Origin of the sequence: Lentzea sp. NPDC060358, assembly GCF_042725365.1 — a bacterium.
GTDB lineage: Bacteria > Actinomycetota > Actinomycetes > Mycobacteriales > Pseudonocardiaceae > Lentzea.
This window is the reverse complement of sequence record NZ_JBHXCW010000046.1, coordinates 1-17,021: the sequence shown is the minus strand read 5'-3', so window position 1 is coordinate 17,021 and position 17,021 is coordinate 1. Positions and strand designations below refer to the sequence as shown.

Annotated in this window: 13 protein-coding genes and 1 pseudogene; 7 read left to right on the top strand and 7 right to left on the bottom strand. The window is 72.1% G+C overall.

Features of this window, described 5'->3' with window-relative positions:
- Positions 1-22 precede the first annotated feature (22 nt).
- From ACFWGZ_RS13170 to ACFWGZ_RS13160, 3 genes are read left to right on the top strand one after another with little or no spacing between them, the layout of a single operon-like run.
- Complete coding sequence (locus ACFWGZ_RS13170; protein WP_382451714.1) at positions 23-1,126, top strand: acyl-CoA dehydrogenase family protein; 1,104 nt, start codon at positions 23-25, stop codon at positions 1,124-1,126.
- Positions 1,123-2,028, top strand: coding sequence for an LLM class F420-dependent oxidoreductase (locus tag ACFWGZ_RS13165; RefSeq protein ID WP_382451713.1), 906 nt, complete (start codon positions 1,123-1,125; stop codon positions 2,026-2,028). The genes ACFWGZ_RS13170 and ACFWGZ_RS13165 overlap by 4 nt, the downstream gene beginning before the upstream one ends.
- Positions 2,025-2,468: a winged helix-turn-helix transcriptional regulator gene (locus tag ACFWGZ_RS13160; RefSeq protein ID WP_382451712.1), complete on the top strand. Its 444-nt coding sequence runs from the start codon at positions 2,025-2,027 to the stop codon at positions 2,466-2,468. The genes ACFWGZ_RS13165 and ACFWGZ_RS13160 overlap by 4 nt, the downstream gene beginning before the upstream one ends.
- A 73-nt stretch (positions 2,469-2,541) precedes the next feature.
- Here the strand turns inward: ACFWGZ_RS13160 and ACFWGZ_RS13155 are convergent, their stop codons facing one another.
- Complete coding sequence (locus ACFWGZ_RS13155) at positions 2,542-4,752, bottom strand: hypothetical protein (protein ID WP_382451711.1); 2,211 nt, start codon at positions 4,750-4,752, stop codon at positions 2,542-2,544.
- A gap of 254 nt (positions 4,753-5,006) precedes the next feature.
- Between ACFWGZ_RS13155 and ACFWGZ_RS13150 the strand changes: the two genes are divergently transcribed.
- Together ACFWGZ_RS13150 and ACFWGZ_RS13145 are read left to right on the top strand one after the other, a co-directional pair.
- Positions 5,007-5,975: an ATP-binding cassette domain-containing protein gene (locus ACFWGZ_RS13150; protein ID WP_382451710.1), complete on the top strand. Its 969-nt coding sequence runs from the start codon at positions 5,007-5,009 to the stop codon at positions 5,973-5,975.
- Positions 5,972-6,745 (top strand): ABC transporter permease, encoded by a 774-nt coding sequence (locus ACFWGZ_RS13145; protein ID WP_382451709.1) that lies wholly within the window; start codon positions 5,972-5,974, stop codon positions 6,743-6,745. Before ACFWGZ_RS13150 ends, ACFWGZ_RS13145 begins: the two co-directional genes overlap by 4 nt.
- A gap of 25 nt (positions 6,746-6,770) precedes the next feature.
- Here the strand turns inward: ACFWGZ_RS13145 and ACFWGZ_RS13140 are convergent, their stop codons facing one another.
- The 3 genes from ACFWGZ_RS13140 to ACFWGZ_RS13130 all read right to left on the bottom strand — a co-directional run bounded on the left by ACFWGZ_RS13140 (position 6,771) and on the right by ACFWGZ_RS13130 (position 11,786).
- A complete protein-coding gene (locus ACFWGZ_RS13140) occupies positions 6,771-9,803 on the bottom strand; it encodes a BTAD domain-containing putative transcriptional regulator (protein ID WP_382451708.1) in 3,033 nt (1,010 codons plus the stop codon).
- 48 nt (positions 9,804-9,851) lie between these two features.
- Positions 9,852-10,847: an LLM class flavin-dependent oxidoreductase gene (locus ACFWGZ_RS13135; RefSeq protein WP_382451740.1), complete on the bottom strand. Its 996-nt coding sequence runs from the start codon at positions 10,845-10,847 to the stop codon at positions 9,852-9,854.
- A 78-nt stretch (positions 10,848-10,925) separates the two neighbouring features.
- Entirely contained in the window at positions 10,926-11,786 is an 861-nt protein-coding gene (locus tag ACFWGZ_RS13130) for a LysR substrate-binding domain-containing protein (protein ID WP_382451707.1), read from the bottom strand.
- Between the two features lie 77 nt (positions 11,787-11,863).
- On the opposite strand from ACFWGZ_RS13130, the gene ACFWGZ_RS13125 reads away from it, so the two are divergent.
- On the top strand, positions 11,864-13,090 hold the full coding sequence (locus ACFWGZ_RS13125; protein ID WP_382451706.1) for an aspartate aminotransferase family protein: 1,227 nt from the start codon (positions 11,864-11,866) through the stop codon (positions 13,088-13,090).
- Between the two features lie 28 nt (positions 13,091-13,118).
- Here ACFWGZ_RS13125 and ACFWGZ_RS13120 read toward each other — a convergent pair whose 3' ends face one another.
- The 3 genes from ACFWGZ_RS13120 to ACFWGZ_RS13110 all read right to left on the bottom strand — a co-directional run bounded on the left by ACFWGZ_RS13120 (position 13,119) and on the right by ACFWGZ_RS13110 (position 16,660).
- Positions 13,119-13,661, bottom strand: coding sequence for an SMI1/KNR4 family protein (locus ACFWGZ_RS13120; RefSeq protein ID WP_382451705.1), 543 nt, complete (start codon positions 13,659-13,661; stop codon positions 13,119-13,121).
- A gap of 23 nt (positions 13,662-13,684) precedes the next feature.
- On the bottom strand, positions 13,685-16,078 hold the full coding sequence (locus ACFWGZ_RS13115) for a type 2 lanthipeptide synthetase LanM family protein (RefSeq protein ID WP_382451704.1): 2,394 nt from the start codon (positions 16,076-16,078) through the stop codon (positions 13,685-13,687).
- A 225-nt stretch (positions 16,079-16,303) separates the two neighbouring features.
- Entirely contained in the window at positions 16,304-16,660 is a 357-nt protein-coding gene (locus tag ACFWGZ_RS13110) for a 5-carboxymethyl-2-hydroxymuconate Delta-isomerase (RefSeq protein ID WP_382451703.1), read from the bottom strand.
- A 108-nt stretch (positions 16,661-16,768) separates the two neighbouring features.
- Between ACFWGZ_RS13110 and ACFWGZ_RS13105 the strand changes: the two are divergent.
- Positions 16,769-17,021, top strand: a pseudogene (locus tag ACFWGZ_RS13105) (hypothetical protein); the annotation flags it as partial.

Sequence of the window (17,021 nt, the reverse complement as noted above, 5' to 3'; positions counted from 1 at the left end):
AAAAACTGAACCGGTAAGAAAAGTGAACCTGGAGGACGTCGTGCTGGCCGAACTGGCGCGGGAAGCCGCCCCGAAGACGGAGTCCGCGGGCGCGCTCGCTCCCGAGCTGCTGGAGGCGATCCGCGCCGAAGGACTGTTCCGGCTGGGTGTCCCGGCCTCGCTCGGCGGTCCGGAGCAGGCACCCGGCCCGACGCTCGCGGCCGCCGAGGCGCTCGCCCGCGGTGACGCGTCCGCCGGGTGGTGCGTGTCGATAGCCGCGACCAGCAGCCTGCTCGCCGCCTACCTGCCGGACGAGGGCGCGCGGGAGGTCTTCGGCGATCCGCGTGCGGTGGCGTCTGGAGTGTGGGCGCCGCGCGGCCGTGGCGTCGAGGCCGACGGCGGCGTCGTGGTGTCCGGGAAGTGGTCGTTCTGCTCGGGCATCCAGCACGCGGACTGGCTGTTCGCCGGGTTCGTGCTGGACGGCGCGCTGAAGGTGGCCGCGCTGCCCCGCGCGTCGCTGGAGGTGCTGGACACCTGGCACACCACCGGTCTGCGCGGCACCGGCAGCCACGACACGGTGGCGCACGAGGTGTTCGTGCCGACGTCGCGCGTGCTGTCCGTTGTGGACGGACCACTGCACGGCGGTGCGCTGTACCGGTTCCCGGTGTTCGGGTTCTTCGCCTCGTCGGTCGCCGTGGCGGCGCTCGGCAACGCGTTCGGGGCGCTGGACGACTTCGTGACCCTGGCCGGTGCGCGCACCCCGACGGGCTCTCGCCGCACGCTGGCGGAACGGTCGTCGACGCAGGCGGCGGTCGCCGAGGCGACGGCGTCGCTGAGGGCGGCCAGGGCGTACTTCTACGAGGCCGTGGCGCAGGCGTGGGAGGCCGCGCAGGGCACCGAGCCGGTGTCCCTCGAGCTGCGGACGTCGCTGCGGCTGGCCGCGACCCACGCGGCCCGCACCGCGCGGTCGGTGGTCACCGACCTGTACGACCTGGCCGGCGGCGCCGCGATCTACGACGGTGCCGCGTTGCAGCGGCGGTTCCGCGACGCGCACACCGCCTCGGCGCACTTCCAGATCAACACCACGTCGTACGAGGTGCCCGGCAAGGTGCTGCTCGGCGTCCCGGCGCAGACGGAGCAGCTGTGAGCGTCGGCGTCGTGACGCCGTTCTGGCTCGACCGGCCGCCGCTGGAGGCGCTCGACATCGCCGTGGCGGCCGACGAGGCCGGGTTCGGGACGCTGTGGATCGGGGAGATGGCGACGTTCGACGCGTTCGCCCTGGCCACGGCGATCGGCCTGCGGACCTCCGGCATCACCCTGAAGATCGGGCCGCTGGCCGCCGGCGTGCGCAGCCCGGTCGCGCTCGCACTGGGACTGTCCACCGTGGTCGCGACCACCGGACGGCGTGCCGGTCTGGCGCTGGGTGCGTCGAGCCCGCGGATCGTGACGAAGTGGCACGGGCGTGAGTGGGCACCGGTGCGTGCGACACGGGCGACCGTGCGCGACACACGGGCACTGCTCAACGGAGAACGCGTGGCCGGGTTCCGGTTGCCGCAGCCGGTTCCCGACGCATCGATCTCGGTGGCGGCCTTCGGCCCGGCGATGACGCGCGTGGCCGCCGAGGTGGGCGACGAAGTGGTGCTCAACCTGGTCAGCACCGGCCACGTGGCACGGGTGGAGGCCGGACCGCCGATCGCCGTGTGGGTGCCCGCCGCCCTCGACCCGGGCCCGGACACCCTGCACCAGCTCCGGTCGCAGCTCGCGGTCTACCTGGCCCCGCCCGGCTACGGCGAGATGTTCACCGCCCTCGGCCACGGCGCGCTCGTCGCCCAGGCGCGGGACGGCCGCCCGCGGTCGGAACTGGCCGGCGCCATCCCGGTGGACCTAGTCGAGGCCGTGGGCGCCATCGGCTCGGCCCGGGACGTCGTGCGGCGCGTCGCCGAGTACCTCGACGCGGGCGCGAGCCACGTCGGCCTGGTGCCCGCCACCGCCGAGGACCCCGCGGGCCGGCGCCTGCTCACCGCCCTCGCGGGGGAGGGCCTGCGATGATCGACCCCGCGGCGCACGACCGCCGGTTCCGCGGCGAGTCCGTCGGCCGGGCGCTCGACCTGGTGGGGGAGAAGTGGACGTTGCTGATCCTGCGCGAGGCGTTCTTCGGCGTGCGCCGGTACGGCCAGTTCGTGCGCAACCTGTCGATCCCGCGCCCGACCCTGTCCGCCCGGCTCAGGACCCTGGTCGACGCTGGTCTGCTCCAGCGCGTCCCGTACGCGGAGGACCGCGAGGAGTACCGGCTCACCCAGGCCGGGCTGGAGCTGTTCCCGGCGATCGTCATCCTGATGAAGTGGGGCGACGCGCACGTCCCGGACCCCGGCGGCCCGCCGATCGTGCTCGAGCACAACGCGTGCGGCCAGACCGCCGACGCGTTCCTCGCCTGCCGGTGCTGCGGTGAGGAGATCACCGCGCACAACGTCACCGCGCACGGCGGCTGACAGCGGCTGGTTCTCGTCTCCCGCTGCAGGCTGCGGAGAGAACGACGACTCCAGCCGCGGCCCGACGCGGGATTCACCCGGCAGGGCCCAAGAGTTGCTCGATCCTCCTGCGTGACGATGCGGAGATCCGGCATCGTGCCAGCTCTCGCAGGATTTCCTTCCCGCGCTTGTCGTCGATCTCCAACGCCTTGATGCCCGCCTCGACGCGGACCGGCTCACGATCCTGGTCGCGCGCGATGCGCCCCAACTCGTCGAGCGCCTGCTCGGCGGGCAGCAGGCAGGCCGCCTGGACACGGGACTCACCTCCCCAGCGGGTCCGGGCTGTCTTGACGAGCACCTCGGTGCCCTTCTTCGCGTCGATGCGGAAAAGTGCGCTGCCGGCTTTCAGCTGCAGCTCGGTCGATGGGGTGCGCAATCCCAGCTGGTACAGGTGGTCTTTGCCTCGTGCACCTGCTTCCAGAGCGAAGCCGAGTCGAGTTTCCGGATTCGCTTTGAAGGTTGTCGCGAGCTGGGCCATCAGCGCTTCGCCCTCGTCCTGGTTCATCAGCAGGACCTTGCGCGCCGCTGTGCGGGCTTCCTCGCTCTTCTGCTCAGTGGTCGCGATGTAGACGTAGAGTTCGAGGGTTTTCTTCTTGTCGAAGACGCGCTCACCAACGGCGAGGATGCGGAACGACGCAGGTCGACGTCTGTCTCTGGCGATTGCCTCGAGAGCTTTCGCGGCAGGGGACGAAGCCAGCGCGTGTGCCTCGAACAAGACCTTCAGCATCTCGGGGTCCGTCGCCGGATATCCCTCAGCGATGAGGACGAGCAGCCGGCCACCGCTGTCCGGGTGGCCCAGAGCGATTCTCCTCGCCGCCCGGAGGCGGCGGTCACGGCTCTTCACCCGGTTTGCGGCGAGGTCGTACAACGCCGTGACGGGCCCGCCCGCATCGACGATGTCGGTGGCGGCTTTGAACTGCGTTTCCTCGTCGGGCACCTCGCGGGAGAGCCTGGCGAGTTCTGTGAACAGCCTCGAAGGTACGAGCTCGCCGATCAGGTGCACCGCTGACAGCCGCACCGGGCCTGCGATCTCGCGTTGTGCAGGCCAGGCGGTCTTCTCTGCTTGACGCAACGCCGCCTCTCGGTCGTACTTCCGGATCAGCTCGGCGATGTGCACCAACGTCGTCTCGAGTGTCGCTGTCTCCCAGAACCGATCGGCCGCTCGGACGGCCTTCACCTGGTCTTCCTCCGCGAGACCGGCCAGCAAATCCAGCCGCTCGGGGTCGGAGACACCGCGTCTCTCGCCTACCAGTTCGGCCCACAACGCCAGGTCACCGGTGAGCCTGGCGGCCTTCGTCTGCCAGTCGCCCATGTTCCGGTTTCTGGCGAGATCCCGGATGGCTGCGCTGCCGAGTTCGGCATCTCGCTGCTGAATGGTCTGCGCGACCTGCAGGCACTCGTCCGGAGCGCTGGTCGGCTTCGGCGCCAGCGTTGCGGCCAGCGTGTGGACAGCGCTCTTGCCGCGCTCTGGATCTCGCTGGCTCAACTCGTCCACGGCGTCCAATCGCCGCAGGGGAGAGGCGCCGCTATCAGGCCCGGCGAGTCTCTCCAGTGCGGTGACGGTCTGCCTGGGCTCGAGAAGGTCGAGCGAGGCCAACGTCGTCCGCCACTTTTCGAGCGACCGTTTCTCAGTCAGTTGCGCCAGCAGGATCTCGACAGTTCTCGCACGGAGTTCGTCGTCCACCACCTGGCTTCTGTAAAGCAGCGTGGCGACGAAGTGCACGTTGTGCTCACGGTGCTTCTGGTGCAGCAGGGCGTCGAGTTGTCTGCGCGTCTTCGACCGAGCCTTCCGCCACCACAGTTCGGCCTGGTACAACGCCGTCCCGCTGTCCGGCCACGGCCACTCGTCCTGGGGATGCAGGTAGTTCTTGCACCAGGGCTGCCACGTTCTGGGGCCTCCTGGAAAGCGGCGGACCACGCGGCAGGCGGCGAGGTAGTCCCCGACCTCGACGGGAATGAACTGGATCGTGCCGCCCCGCAGCGCGATCACCCCACCATCGGTCAGCAACCGGCGCAGCTCGTGGCCGTCTTCCGAGTCGTCGATTCGATGAGACTCCACCGTTTTCGCCAGTGCCGCGGCGAAAGGGTGAGTGAGGTGGTGGAAGGCGACGTCTTCGAGCAACGCTCGCGCCTTGCCGTGAATCAGCGGACTCGCTTGGAGCACCGCGACGTGCCGTGTCAGGGCGTTTTCGATCGTCTCGTGCGTGATGTGCTCGGTCCGAGGTGGCTCATCGGCTGTCGTCACGCGCATCGATGGTAGGTGAACACTTCGATCCGTTACATGACAACAACTTGACATTTCCCGTCCCGGCCGACCTGGTCAACGGACATCTGTGAGAGCTCGCGGTGTCCACGTCCCGCGAGCGATGACGATCCACCGCACCGGCGGTCGGCGGCCGAGGCACCGCGCACGGCGGCTGACAGGCGCTGACAGCGTTCTGTGCGCGCGCTGCCAGCCGGCGGGCGCACACTCCTCCCCAACACAGGGAGGGACGAACGATGTCGCTGGCGATCAGGGCAGAAGGCCTGGTCAAGCACTACGGGGAGACCAAGGCTCTCGACGGGGTCGACCTGGAGGTGCCGGAGGGGAAGGTCGTGGGAGTGCTCGGGCCGAACGGCGCGGGCAAGACCACGGCGGTGCGGGTGCTGGCCACGTTGCTGCGCCCGGACGCGGGACACGCCACGGTGCACGGGCACGACGTGGTGAAGGACCCGAGGGCGGTCCGCTCGCTCATCGGGCTGACCGGGCAGTACGCCTCGGTCGACGAGGACCTGTCCGGCACGGAGAACCTCGTGCTGCTCGCCCGGCTGCTCGACCACTCGCGTGCGGGGGCACGGGCGCGGGCGGCCGAGCTGCTGGAGCAGTTCGAGCTCACCGACGCCGCGGGGCGGGCCGCCAAGACGTACTCGGGGGGCATGCGCCGGCGGCTCGACCTCGCGGCCAGCCTGGTCGGCAACCCGTCCGTGCTGTACCTGGACGAGCCGACCACCGGGCTGGACCCGCACGCGCGCAACGAGGTGTGGGCCGTGGTCCGCAAGCTCGTCGCGAACGGCGTCACGGTGCTGCTCACCACGCAGTACCTGGAGGAGGCCGACCAGCTCGCGGACACCATCACGGTGTTCGACCACGGCAAGGTGGTGGCGCAGGGGCGGCCCGACGAGCTGAAGCGGCGCGTCGGCGGCCAGACGTTGCAGGTGCGGCCCACGTCGTTGCGCGACCTCGACGCCGTGCAGCGGATCCTCGGCGACCTCACCGGCGTCCGGCCGGCCCGCGACGACGACACGGGGCTGCTGACGGCACCGGTCAACGACCCGGTGCTGCTGTCCACGCTGGTCCGCAAGCTCGACGACGCCGGGATCACCGCGGACGAGCTGGCGCTGCGCCTGCCGTCCCTCGACGAGGTGTTCCTCGCGCTGACGGGCACGAAGCAGGCCGGCACGAAGCAGCCCGAGGGGAGCCTGGCATGAGCACGATCGCATTGGACAGGGGGACGCGGCACGGGCTCGCGCTGGCGTGGCGCGGGATCCTCAAGATCCGCAAGAACCCCGAGCAGCTGGCGGACGTGACGATCGCGCCGATCGTGTTCCTGGTGATGTTCACCTACCTCTTCGGCGGTGCGCTCGCCGGGAACACGGACGCCTACCTGCAGATGCTCGTGCCGGGCATCATGGTCATGAACATCCTGCAGGCCAGCATGACCGCGGGCGTGCAGCTCAACACCGACGTCTCCAAGGGCGTGTTCGACCGGTTCCGCTCGATGCCGATCGCCCGCTCGGCCCCGTTGATCGGGGCGGTGCTCGCGGACATCGTGCGGTACGTCGTCTGCATCGTCGTGCTGCTGATCGTCGCGGTGGTCATGGGCTTCCGGGTGCAGACCGGCCCGGCGGAGCTGGTGATCGCGGCCGGGCTCGCGATCCTGTTCGGACTGTGCTTCTGCTGGGCGTCGGTGTTCGTGGGCATGCTGCTCAAGACGCCGCAGGCCGTGCAGGGCCTGATGTTCGTGCTGATCATGCCGCTGACCTTCGGCAGCAACGTGTTCGTCGGCACCTCGACGATGCCGGGCTGGCTCAAGGCGTGGGCGGACATCAGCCCGGTGAGCCTGCTGTCGGACGCGCTGCGGGGGCTGCTCAACGGCGGCGCGATCGCCGGGCCGCTCACCGGCTCGCTGATCTGGATGGTCGCCGCGGTCGCGGTGTTCTTCCCGCTCGCGATGTGGGCCTACCGCCGGCGCGTGTGAGAGTGGTTCCACCGGGAGGCGGGCATCAGTCGATGCCCGCCTCTTCGCGCACCTGCTGCACGGCCTCGGGTTTGGTGATCGGGAGGCGTTCGGGCTCGCCGAACCGGGCGACCAGCCGCCGCACGTCCGGGTCGCCCATGTCGAGGCGCCCGCGGATGACGTGGGCGCAGGCCAGCAACCGCCGGGTCGCCTCGTCCCGGCCCTGCGCGTCGCGGACGACCGCGAGCAGCTCCGTGACGCCCGCGAGGTCCGGCATGTCGCCGCGCTCGGACGTGGTCGCGATCGCCACCGAGACCAGGGCGGACGCCTCGTCCAGCAGGCCGTCGGCCAGCGCGATGCGGCTGTCGAGCGTGGCCGCCCACTCCGCGACGAACGAGCCGAGCGTCGACGTCGCGGTGGCGCGCCGCCGGAACGACGCGCTCAGCTCGCGGGCCTGCGCGGTCCGGCCCGCCCGCAGCACGACCTCCGCCTTCGCGTAGTCCAGCATGATCGACAGCTGGTCGTTGCCGATGTCGCGGACGAACTGCTCGGCGGCCGCGATCTCGCGTTCGGCCGTGGCGTCGTCGCCCATCCGGGAGTACTCGACCGCGAGCCGCCACCGCTGCTGCACGGCGTCGTCCTGCGAGCGCAGCTCCGTCGCCACGGCGAGACCGCGCCGGTAGAGGTCGATCGCCGCCTGGTTGTCGCCGGTGTGCGAGACGAACGCGGCCTTCATGCCGAGCGTCATCGCCGAGCCCCACCGGTCGCCGATGGCCACGAACTGGTCGTACGCGCGGTCACGGGCCCGTTCGGCACCGTCGAGGTCGCCGTCCTCCACGAGCATGAAGCTCAGCGCCCACTCCGCGCCCGCCCGCGCCCACGGGTCGGGGCTCTCCGCCGCCCGCTTCACCTCGCGCCGCCCGAGCTCGTGGTTCTGGCTGAGGAACGCGAGCATCGGCAACGCGATCGCGAGCGACGGGTACCGCTCGACGGCCCCGGTGGCCACGCAGCTCTCGATGACGTGCGCGGCCTCCGCGGCGTCCGTCACCCCGGGCACCGCGGCCATGATGAGCTGCATCGCCCGGAACGTCGCGCGGCGGTCGGCCGGCAGCAGCTCGCCGAGCGCCAGCACGTCGCGCACCGACATCTCCGCGCGTTCGTTGTCGCCCTTGACGAGCCAGTACCAGAACACCCCGCCGAGCAGGTCCGCCGCCAGCTCGACCTCGTGGTCGTCCACGGCCCCGCGCAACGCGGCCACGATGTTGTCCTGCTCGGCCTCGTAGACCTCGATGGCCTCGATCTGCCGCGCGGTGCGGGTGAGCGGCTCCCACCGCTCGGTGAGGTCGCGGTAGTAGCGCCGGAACCGGCCCAGCACCTCGTGCTTCTCGCCGGAGGAGTCGAGCTGCTCGTCCGCGTAGACCCGGATCGTCTCGAGCATCCGGTAGCGCGGCTCGCCCTCGATCTCGATGACGTCCACGATGGACTTCTCGACGAGCGAGGTGAGCACGTACAGCGCGTCCGGCAGGCAGACGGCCTCGATCGCGGCCAGGTCGGCGCCCGCGGGGAACACGGCGAGCCGGCGCGCGAGCCGCAGCTCCTCCTCCGTCAGCAGGTCCCAGCTCCACTCGACGACCGCGCGCAACGTCCGCTGGCGCGGCAGCGCGGTGCGGTTGCCGGAGGTGAGCAGGCGGAACCGGTCGTCGAGGCGCTGGGTGATCTGCCGGACCGTCATCGACCGCAGCCGTGCCGCCGCGAGTTCCAGGGCGAGCGGCATGCCGTCGAGCCTGCGGCAGATGAGCTTCACGTCGTCCACGGTGGACTCGTCGAGCCGGAACCCCGGCTTCACCGCGCTCGCCCGGTCGAGGAACAGCCGCACGGCGCCGAACCCGGCCACGTCCGCCTGCCCGTCGGGCACGGCGAGCGGGCCGACCGGGCACAGCGACTCGCCGTCGATCGCGAGCGGTTCCCGGCTGGTCGCGAGCACGCGCAGGTGGGGCACCCGGCGCAGCAGCTCGCTGGTGAACTCGGCCGCCGCGCCGATGAGGTGCTCGCAGTTGTCCAGCACCAGCAACGACTCCCCGGCGCCGAGCACCTCGGCGATGCGGTTCATGCCCTCGCTCGCCCGCCGCAGCGGGTCGCCGGTGAACGTGACCTCGAACGCGCTGAGCACCGCACCGGCGAGGTCCTCCGCCGCCCGGATGCCGGCCAGCGCCGCGAACCACACCCGGCCCTTGCCGTGCAACGGGTGCCGGGCCGCGACCTCGGTCGCGAGGCGCGTCTTGCCCGCACCGCCCGGCCCGACCAGCGTCACGAGCCGCGCGTGCCCCAGCAGCCCGGCGAGCTCGTCGAGCTCGTCCTCCCGCCCGACGAAGCTCGTGAGCCGCACCGGCAGCCGGTCGGCGACCGGCCGCGGCCCGAGCTCCCCGCGCAACGCCGCGAGGTGCACGTCCTGCAGCTCCTGCGACGGGTCGACGCCCAGTTCGTCGGCGAGCCTGGAGCGCACCTCGGCGTAGACGCGCAACGCGTCGGACTGCCTGCCCTGCGCGCACAACGCCCGCATCAGCAGCCCCGCCGGCCGTTCCCGCAACGGGTGCTTCTCGTGCATCGCCGTCAGCGCGGCGACGTCGAGCTCCCCGGTCCGGAACCGGTCCTCCTCGGCCGCGAGCCGGGCCTCGTCCAGCCGCGCCGCCGCGACCTCGGCGAACGGCGCCTCCCGCACGTCCGCCAGCGCCGCACCGCGCCACAACCCGAGCGCCTCGTCGAGCCGCCCGGCACCGCGCAGCCGTTCGAACCGGAAGACGTCGACGTCCTCGGTCGCGATGCCGAGCCGGTACCCGCCGGGCTCCAGTGCGACGGGGCAGACCTTGCGCAGCCGCGAGACCAGCGACTGCAGCGCGTTCGAGGCGTCCGAGGGCGGCTGCTCACCCCACAGGTCGTCGATCAGCGTGCTCGTGGGCACCGGCCTGCCGGGGTCGAGCGCGAGGCGGGCCAGGAGCATGCGGACACGGGCACCACCGATGTCGACCGGTGTGCCGTCATCGGCCTCGACGAGCGTCGGACCCAGCAATGCCACGCGCACGGGTCCAGTTTCCCAGATCGCGAGAGATGATCAGACCGGAACGTGCGCTCAGGCCGGTCGCCAGCCCAGCTGCGGCCCCAGCCGCGTCGCGATGTCGGTGAGGATCTGCACGTAGTCCTCGTGCTCGAAGCTGAACGGAAGGGCGAACGCCACCTCGTCGACTTCCTGGAACCCGAGGTGCGCGTACAGCTGCTCGGCGATCTCGGCCGAGGTGCCGATGAGGTCGCGGGCGAACATCATCCGCCGCGGGCCGACGGGCGAGGCGGTGCGGGGCGTGCGCTGGTCCACGTAGGCCTGGTACTTCGCCCGCTGCTCGGGCGTCGCGGAGTCGGTCGGGATGACGACGAGGCCCTGGGAGACGCGGCCGCCGCCGGCCTCGCGGAACGCCCGGACGTGGGAGCGCTGGGTCTCGGCGAAGTCCTCGGACTCCTCGGCCTGGGCCACGTTGCTGGTCAGCAGGTTCATGCCGTGCCGCCCGGCCCAGGTGGCGGAGCGGAGGCTGCCGCCGCCGTACCACATGCGTTCGCGCAGGCCGGGGGAGTGCGGCTGGACGCGGTCGGACCAGACCTCGATGCCCTCGACGCCGCTGAACGACGCGACCTTCTCGCCGCCGACGAAGTCCAGCAGGCGCTGCACGCGGTCGTAGCCGAAGTTCTCGGCGTCGGCGGTCTCCGGGTAGAGCGCGCCCTTGACGTCGTCCCAGTGCATGGGCGGGCCCACGCTGACGCCGGGGTTGAGCCGGCCGCCGGACAGCACGTCGACCGTGGCGAGGTCCTCCGCGAGGCGCAGCGGGTTCTCCCAGCCGAGCGGGATCACGGCGGTGCCGAGGGCGATCCTGCTGGTCCGCTGGCTGGCGGCGGCGAGGACGGCGACCGGCGACGAGATGCCGAACTGCAGGTGCCGGTGCCGCACCCAGGCGCTGTCGAAGCCGAGCTCCTCGCCCAGCGCGATCACGTCCAGCGTGGACCGGTGGCCCGCACCCGGATCGTTCTCGTCGAACAGCCCGATGGTGAGAAAACCCAGCTTCCGCAACGGCTCCGACATCCGCGGCACGGACCCCTCCTCGGTCGAGACTCCGGTTCCGAGTTTAGGTGACATCTCAACTATGTCCAGATGGTGGACTCAGGACGTCTTCTGGGCGTGCAGGGCGTCGAGGACCACGGTGATCGCGGCGCGCGAGTCCCGCCGCACGGCCGCGGTGATCCTCCTCGTCACCGGCAGCTCCTTCGCGACGACGTCGAACCGGCGGTCCACGGCGAGTGCGGGCAGCACCGCGACCGCCAGCCCCGCCTCGACGTGCTCCAGCGTGAGCATGTAGTTGCTGAACCGGCCGACCACCCTCGGCTCGAACCCGGCCTGCCGGCACAGGCGGGTCGCGAGCTTCGCCATGTAGGAGCCGGGCACGTCGAACGCCCACGGCTCGTCGGCGCACGCCGCGAGGTCGCTCTTGGGCTGGTTCGGCGGCGAGAGCAGCACGATCGGGTCCTCGCCCAGCGGCACGACGTCGATGTCCCTCGGGACCGGCAGCTCGACGAAGTCGGTGGTCGTGATGATGACGTCGACCTCGCCCGCGAGCAGCGCGGGCATGCTGGCGTGCGGTTCCAGTTCGACGATCTCGACGTCGAGGTGCGGGTGTTCGAGCGCCTGCACCGCCGGGACGGCGAGGGTGTGGATCGAGCTCTGGAACGCACCCAGCCGGATGCGGCCGGACGGCTCGTCGTTCAGGCCGCGCAGCTCGGCCTCGACGGCCTCCATCTGGTCGAGGATCGACCGGGCCCGCCGCGCCAGGATGAGGCCCGCCGACGTGAGCCGGACGCGGCGCCCGGTCCGTTCGAGGAGCTGCGTGCGCGTCTCGCTCTCCAGCGCCGCGAGCTGCTGCGACACGCTCGAAGCGCTCAGGTTCGCGGCCTGGGCCACGGCCCGCACGGTGCCCAGCGCGTCGAGCTGGCTGAGCAGGCGCAGGCGCCACGGGTTCAGCGTCATGGTGTGCAGTATTTCCGAACAGCGAGCTTGGGATCGTGAGATGGACCTGATGCTCGGCGCGTCCTAGCTTCGAGGTCATGGACACCTTCTGGGACGACGTCGACCGCCACCTGGTCCGCTACGGCGGCACGTTCACGCGCGAGATCATCGACAGCGCGTCGGGGAGCTTCCTGTTCACCGAGGACGGCCGCCGCGTCCTCGACTTCACCTCCGGCCAGATGAGCGCGATCCTCGGCCACTCGCACCCGCGCATCGTCGAGACCGTGCAGCGGCAGATCGCGAACCTCGACCACCTGTTCAGCGGCATGCTCAGCCGCCCGGTCGTCGACCTCGCCCGGCGGCTGGCCGAGACGCTGCCCCCGTCGCTGTCCAAGGTGCAGCTGCTGACCACCGGCGCCGAGTCGAACGAGGCCGCGCTGCGCATGGCCAAGCTGGTGACCGGCAAGCACGAGGTCGTGGCGTTCGCCCGCTCGTGGCACGGCATGACGGCCGCCGCCGCGGCCGCGACCTACAGCGCGGGCCGCAAGGGCTACGGCCCCGCCACCCCCGGCAACTTCGCGATCCCGGCCCCGTCCGGCGACTGGCAGGCCCAGCTCGACCTGGCGTTCGACCTGATCGACGCGCAGTCGGTCGGCGCGCTCGCGGCCTGCATCGTCGAGCCGATCCTGTCCTCCGGCGGCATCCTCGAACCGCCGCCGGGCTACTTCGCCGCGTTGCAGCAGAAGTGCCGCGAACGGGGCATGCTGCTGATCTTCGACGAGGCCCAGACCGGCCTGTGCCGCACCGGCACCTGGTACGCGTTCGAACGCGACGGCGTCGTGCCGGACATCCTGACCCTGTCGAAGACCCTGGGCGCCGGCCTGCCGCTGGCCGCCGTGGTCACCTCCGCGGAGATCGAGGAGGAGGCGCACGCCCGCGGCTACCTGTTCTTCACCACGCACGTCTCGGACCCGCTGGTCGCCGCCGTCGGCAACACCGTGCTGGACGTGCTGGCCGAGGAACGCCTGGACGAACGCGCGGCCAAGCTCGGCGCGTTCCTGCGCAACGGCCTGGACGACATCGCCGCGCGCCACTCGCTGGTGTCCGACGTGCGCGGCCGCGGTCTGCTGGTGGGCCTCGAGATCGCCGACGAGTCGCTGAGCGCGCCGATCACCGCGAAGTGCCTGGAGCTGGGGCTGCACATGAACATCGTGCAGATCCCGGGCATGGGCGGGGTGTTCCGCATCGCGCCGCCGCTGACCGCCTCGGAGGAGGAGCTCGCGCTGGGGCTCTCCGTCCTGGACGAGGCGATCGGCGCGGCCTGACCTCACCGGTCCTGGTGCCCCCGCACCGTCAGCGGCACCAGGACTGCACGGTCTCGGCGAAGTCCGGGAACTCCGCCTTCGCCGCCGCCAGCACCTCGGCCGGGGTGCGCGGCTCGCTGCCGGAGTACTTCTCGGCGACGGCGCGCAGTTCGTCGTTCGGCACGCCGCTGTCCGTCCCGAACTCGACGGCCTCCAGCGGGCCGACGCCGCCCGCCAGCAGCCACAGGTACTCGCCCAGGCTGGTCGCGACGACGCCGACCTCGCCCTCCGAGCCGAAGAACGCCACCGGTTGCGCCGTCAGCGGGCCGGGGCGCACCAGCCACAGCGCGGCCAGGCCGCCGGTGCCGTCCTGGCCGAACACGCGGAACGCGTCGCCGGTCAGCTCCTGGTTGCCGGTCCACGCCCGGATCCAGCCGGTCGTCTCCTCCGCGGAGTCGAACTCCTGGTAGGGCTCGTAGTCCATGTTGCTCGCGGCGGCCTCGTCGGCCTCCTCGTCGTACTCCCACGGGAAGTCGATGCCGCCCAGCGCGGCCAGCGCGGCGGGGAACTCGCGGTCGTCGGTGATCTCCACCCGCGCACGGTACTCGACCCCGGTCAGTCCACCGTGCCGAAACGCAGGACGGACGGCGTGCGGTCCGGGAAGCCCAGGCGCAGCAGGCCGTAGCCGATCCCGGCGAGGCCCGCGAGCAGGCCCGGGGTCGGGACGGTGCCGGGGGTCACGCAGCCGGGGCCGTACCGGTCGAGCTCGGCCAGCACCTCGTCCGTGCGGCGGTGGCGGGTCGCGGCGGACCAGTCGCCGGCCGAGACGTCGGCGTGCCCGAGCTTCCCGTGGCACAGCGACAGGTCCTCGTCGGTCCACGCGGCCGCGCCGTGCGGGCACCACTGGACGGGGCCGGTGGGGCCGTCGGGGAAGTGCTCGGCCAGTTCACGGGCGTAGGAGCTGCCGATCTCGGCGTCGAGGGCGCGCATCGCCGCTGCCAGGCCGTGTTCCGGTGCGTTCACCTCCGCGGCCAGGTCGGTCAGCCGGACGGTCTCGCGGGCCCAGCGCGCGATCCGCTCGTCGTCGAGCAGCGTCGCCGTGCGGGCGAGGGCGTAGCCGATGCCCGCGAACCCGGTGAGGCCGCCGGAGCCGACCGCGGCGATCAGGTCATCGTTGTCATGCACGGTGTCGAGCAGGTCGGGCACCGCGGCCAGCGACCGGCGGGCGACGTCGGTGTAGCGGCGGTCGCCGCTGATCCGGCCGAGCTGGGCCAGGAACAGCGCCACGCCGGTGTGGCCGTGCGCGAGGCCCGGTCCCATCGGCAGCACCAGCCAGCGGTCGCCCCGCGCGGGTTCCAGGCCGAGCCAGTTGACCCGGTCGGTGCCGAAGCCCGCCGCGAGGACGCGGTCGGCGATCGCGCACGCGGCCGGCAGGACGTCGTCGGCGGGTACCTCCTGCCGGCGTGCCGGATGGCCGACCACCGCGGACCGGCGGGTGGCCAGGGACGCGGCGATCACCCACTCCTGGACGGCGCGGTCGGACGGGCCGGACGCGGCGAGGCACGAGAGCGCTTCCTCCAGGCCGGACGCGCCGAGCACGCCGGGGAGCGTGGTCCGGGTGGACTCGAGGTCGCGGCCGTCGGCGCGGGCGGTGAACAGCGGCACGTCGCCCGCGTCCAGTTCGGCGGCCTCGGTTCCGGCCAGGCGCGGCTGGAAAGCGGCGCAGGCGTGGTGCAGCGTCTCGAGTCTCGCCTCGGGGTCGCCCATCATCGCGGGCCTGCGCGCCAGGAACAGCATCTCGGTGTACTGCGCGGCCGGGCGGGGCACGATCCGCACGGGCAGCGGGCCGCACGTCGCCAGGAGGCGGGCGAACTCCGCGCTGTGGGTGGAGATCGCGTCGTAGGTCTGGCGGAACCCGGCCAGCACCGCGTCCGCGTGGCCGGCCGCTTCGACGGGGTGCCCGTGCCAGGTGGGGCGGTTCAGCGAACCGCGGGTGAGCTCCGGCCGGCGCACCGCGCGCATGCCGTCGGTGCCCGCGTCGACCCATTCCGTTGTGGTGACCGAGGTTTCCTGGCCCTCGTCGCCCCCGGCGGCGGAGATGTCGACCAGGCCGTCGCGCCCGGTGAGGCAGGGGAGAACGCCGGTGCGCGCGACGGAGCGTTCGAGGGCCACGGCGGCGGGATCGGGCTGGGAACCGGGAAGCTTCGCCCGGAAAAGGGTTTCCACGTCGATGAGAAAGGGCTGGTCGGCGCGCGTGATCAGGTTCTCGTGGTGCATGTCGGTGGCGCGCATCAGGTGCAGCACCGCGATCAGCCCGCCGAGCCGCCGGAAGTACGGGCGCGCGTCGGCGGTCGGCAGGGGAGCGGGCTCGATGAACTCGGTCCAGCCGTAACCGGTGCGCGGCAACGTGGTCAGCGTCGCCAGGCCGAGGTCCACCAGGTCGTTGACCAGCTCCACCACGCGCGCCAGCGCCAGGTGCGCGTCGACTCCGCGCGGCTTGTAGACCACCCGCTGCCCGTCGGCGAGCCACAGGATCGAGGTGGCGCGGCCGCCCAGGTGCCGGTCGCCGGTCGGGTCCACGTCGACGAGCGCGGACCTGGCGTCGAGCAGCGTCTCACCGAGACGGTCCTGGTCGGCGGCGTACCGGGCGGCGATCTCGGCGGTCACCTCGACGGCGGTGTCGCGTTCCCGGTCCAGCTCGCGGACGAGCACCGGGTAGAACGTGAAGTGCTTCCGCCTCAGGAAGTCCGCGAACCGCTCGCGTTCGTCCTCCCCGCGCAGCTCGGTGGCGCGGGAGAGTTCGTGCACGAGAACCGGTGCCGCCAGGTGTGTCAGGCGCGATGTGAGACGTCTGGCGCACGAGTCGGCCAGGACCGCCGGTTCGACCGCGTGCAGGGGCAATGTGGCCAGGACCGTGCGCAGGCGGGCTTTCGCCGCGCTGACCCACGGGGCCACGACGTGCGCGAACACGTCCGTTGGTGCGGGGGCGAACCCGCAGCCGATCTCCATGTCCCAAAGGGTGCCAGTGAGTCGGCCGTTCAGGGGGACGTGTTCGGGGCACGACTGACCGGATGGACGTCCGGCAGTCGCGCTACACCGTCACCTGTCCAGACCATTGGCGGCGCACGCCGGCCGCGCGGGCGGCGGTTCGACCGGTGCCACGTCACAGGCCCCGGAGCGGGCCGCTCGGCGAGGTCCTCTGGGCGAGCGCTTTCCGCCGGGGCGTCCGGCCGGTCAGAGCACGAGCTTCTGGTACTGCTCGCGGTCCAGGTCGTACACCTCCAGGGTGAGCTGCGCCGGCAGGCCCTCGACCGGCTTCAGGTGGTCGCGCGCGAGGCCGATGGCCACCCGGCCCACCTCCTGCTTCAGCTCGACCGGCCGGCCCGCCAGCAGCCCGACCCGCACGTGCACCATCGCCGCCGGCGAGCCGTCGCCGATCACGCTCTCCTCGATCTGCCGGAAGCGGGTCTTGAACGCCGACACCTCCGAGCTGACCAGCGGGGACAGGGTCTGGTGCAGCGCGAGGGCGAAACCGCGGCGGTCGAACGCCCCGGACAGCTCGGCGGAGTACTCGACGGTGATCTGTGGCATGCCCCCACGCTACCGGTGGCGGGCGGAGCATCCCCGGTTCGGCGGTACACCCCTCTCGCCGCCGGGTGGGAGCCTCGGGGCCGGTTCGGGGGCTTCAGGGGGAATGCCGTGAACAAGCTGTGGGTGGTCGTCGCGGTCGTGGTGGCGCTCGCCGCCGGGTTCGCGGCCGGGCGCTGGACGGCGCCCGGCGTGGCCGCGCAGCAGCCACCACCGACCCGGTCGTCGGCCTCGGCCCCGGTCTCCGCGTCGCCGACCGAGGTGCGGTCGACGACGGATCCGGGCTCGTCCGTGCAGCTCACCGCGTCGGTGACGCCCGAGGCCGGGTGGCTGCGGGTGAACGCCACCGTGGTCGGGTTCCCGG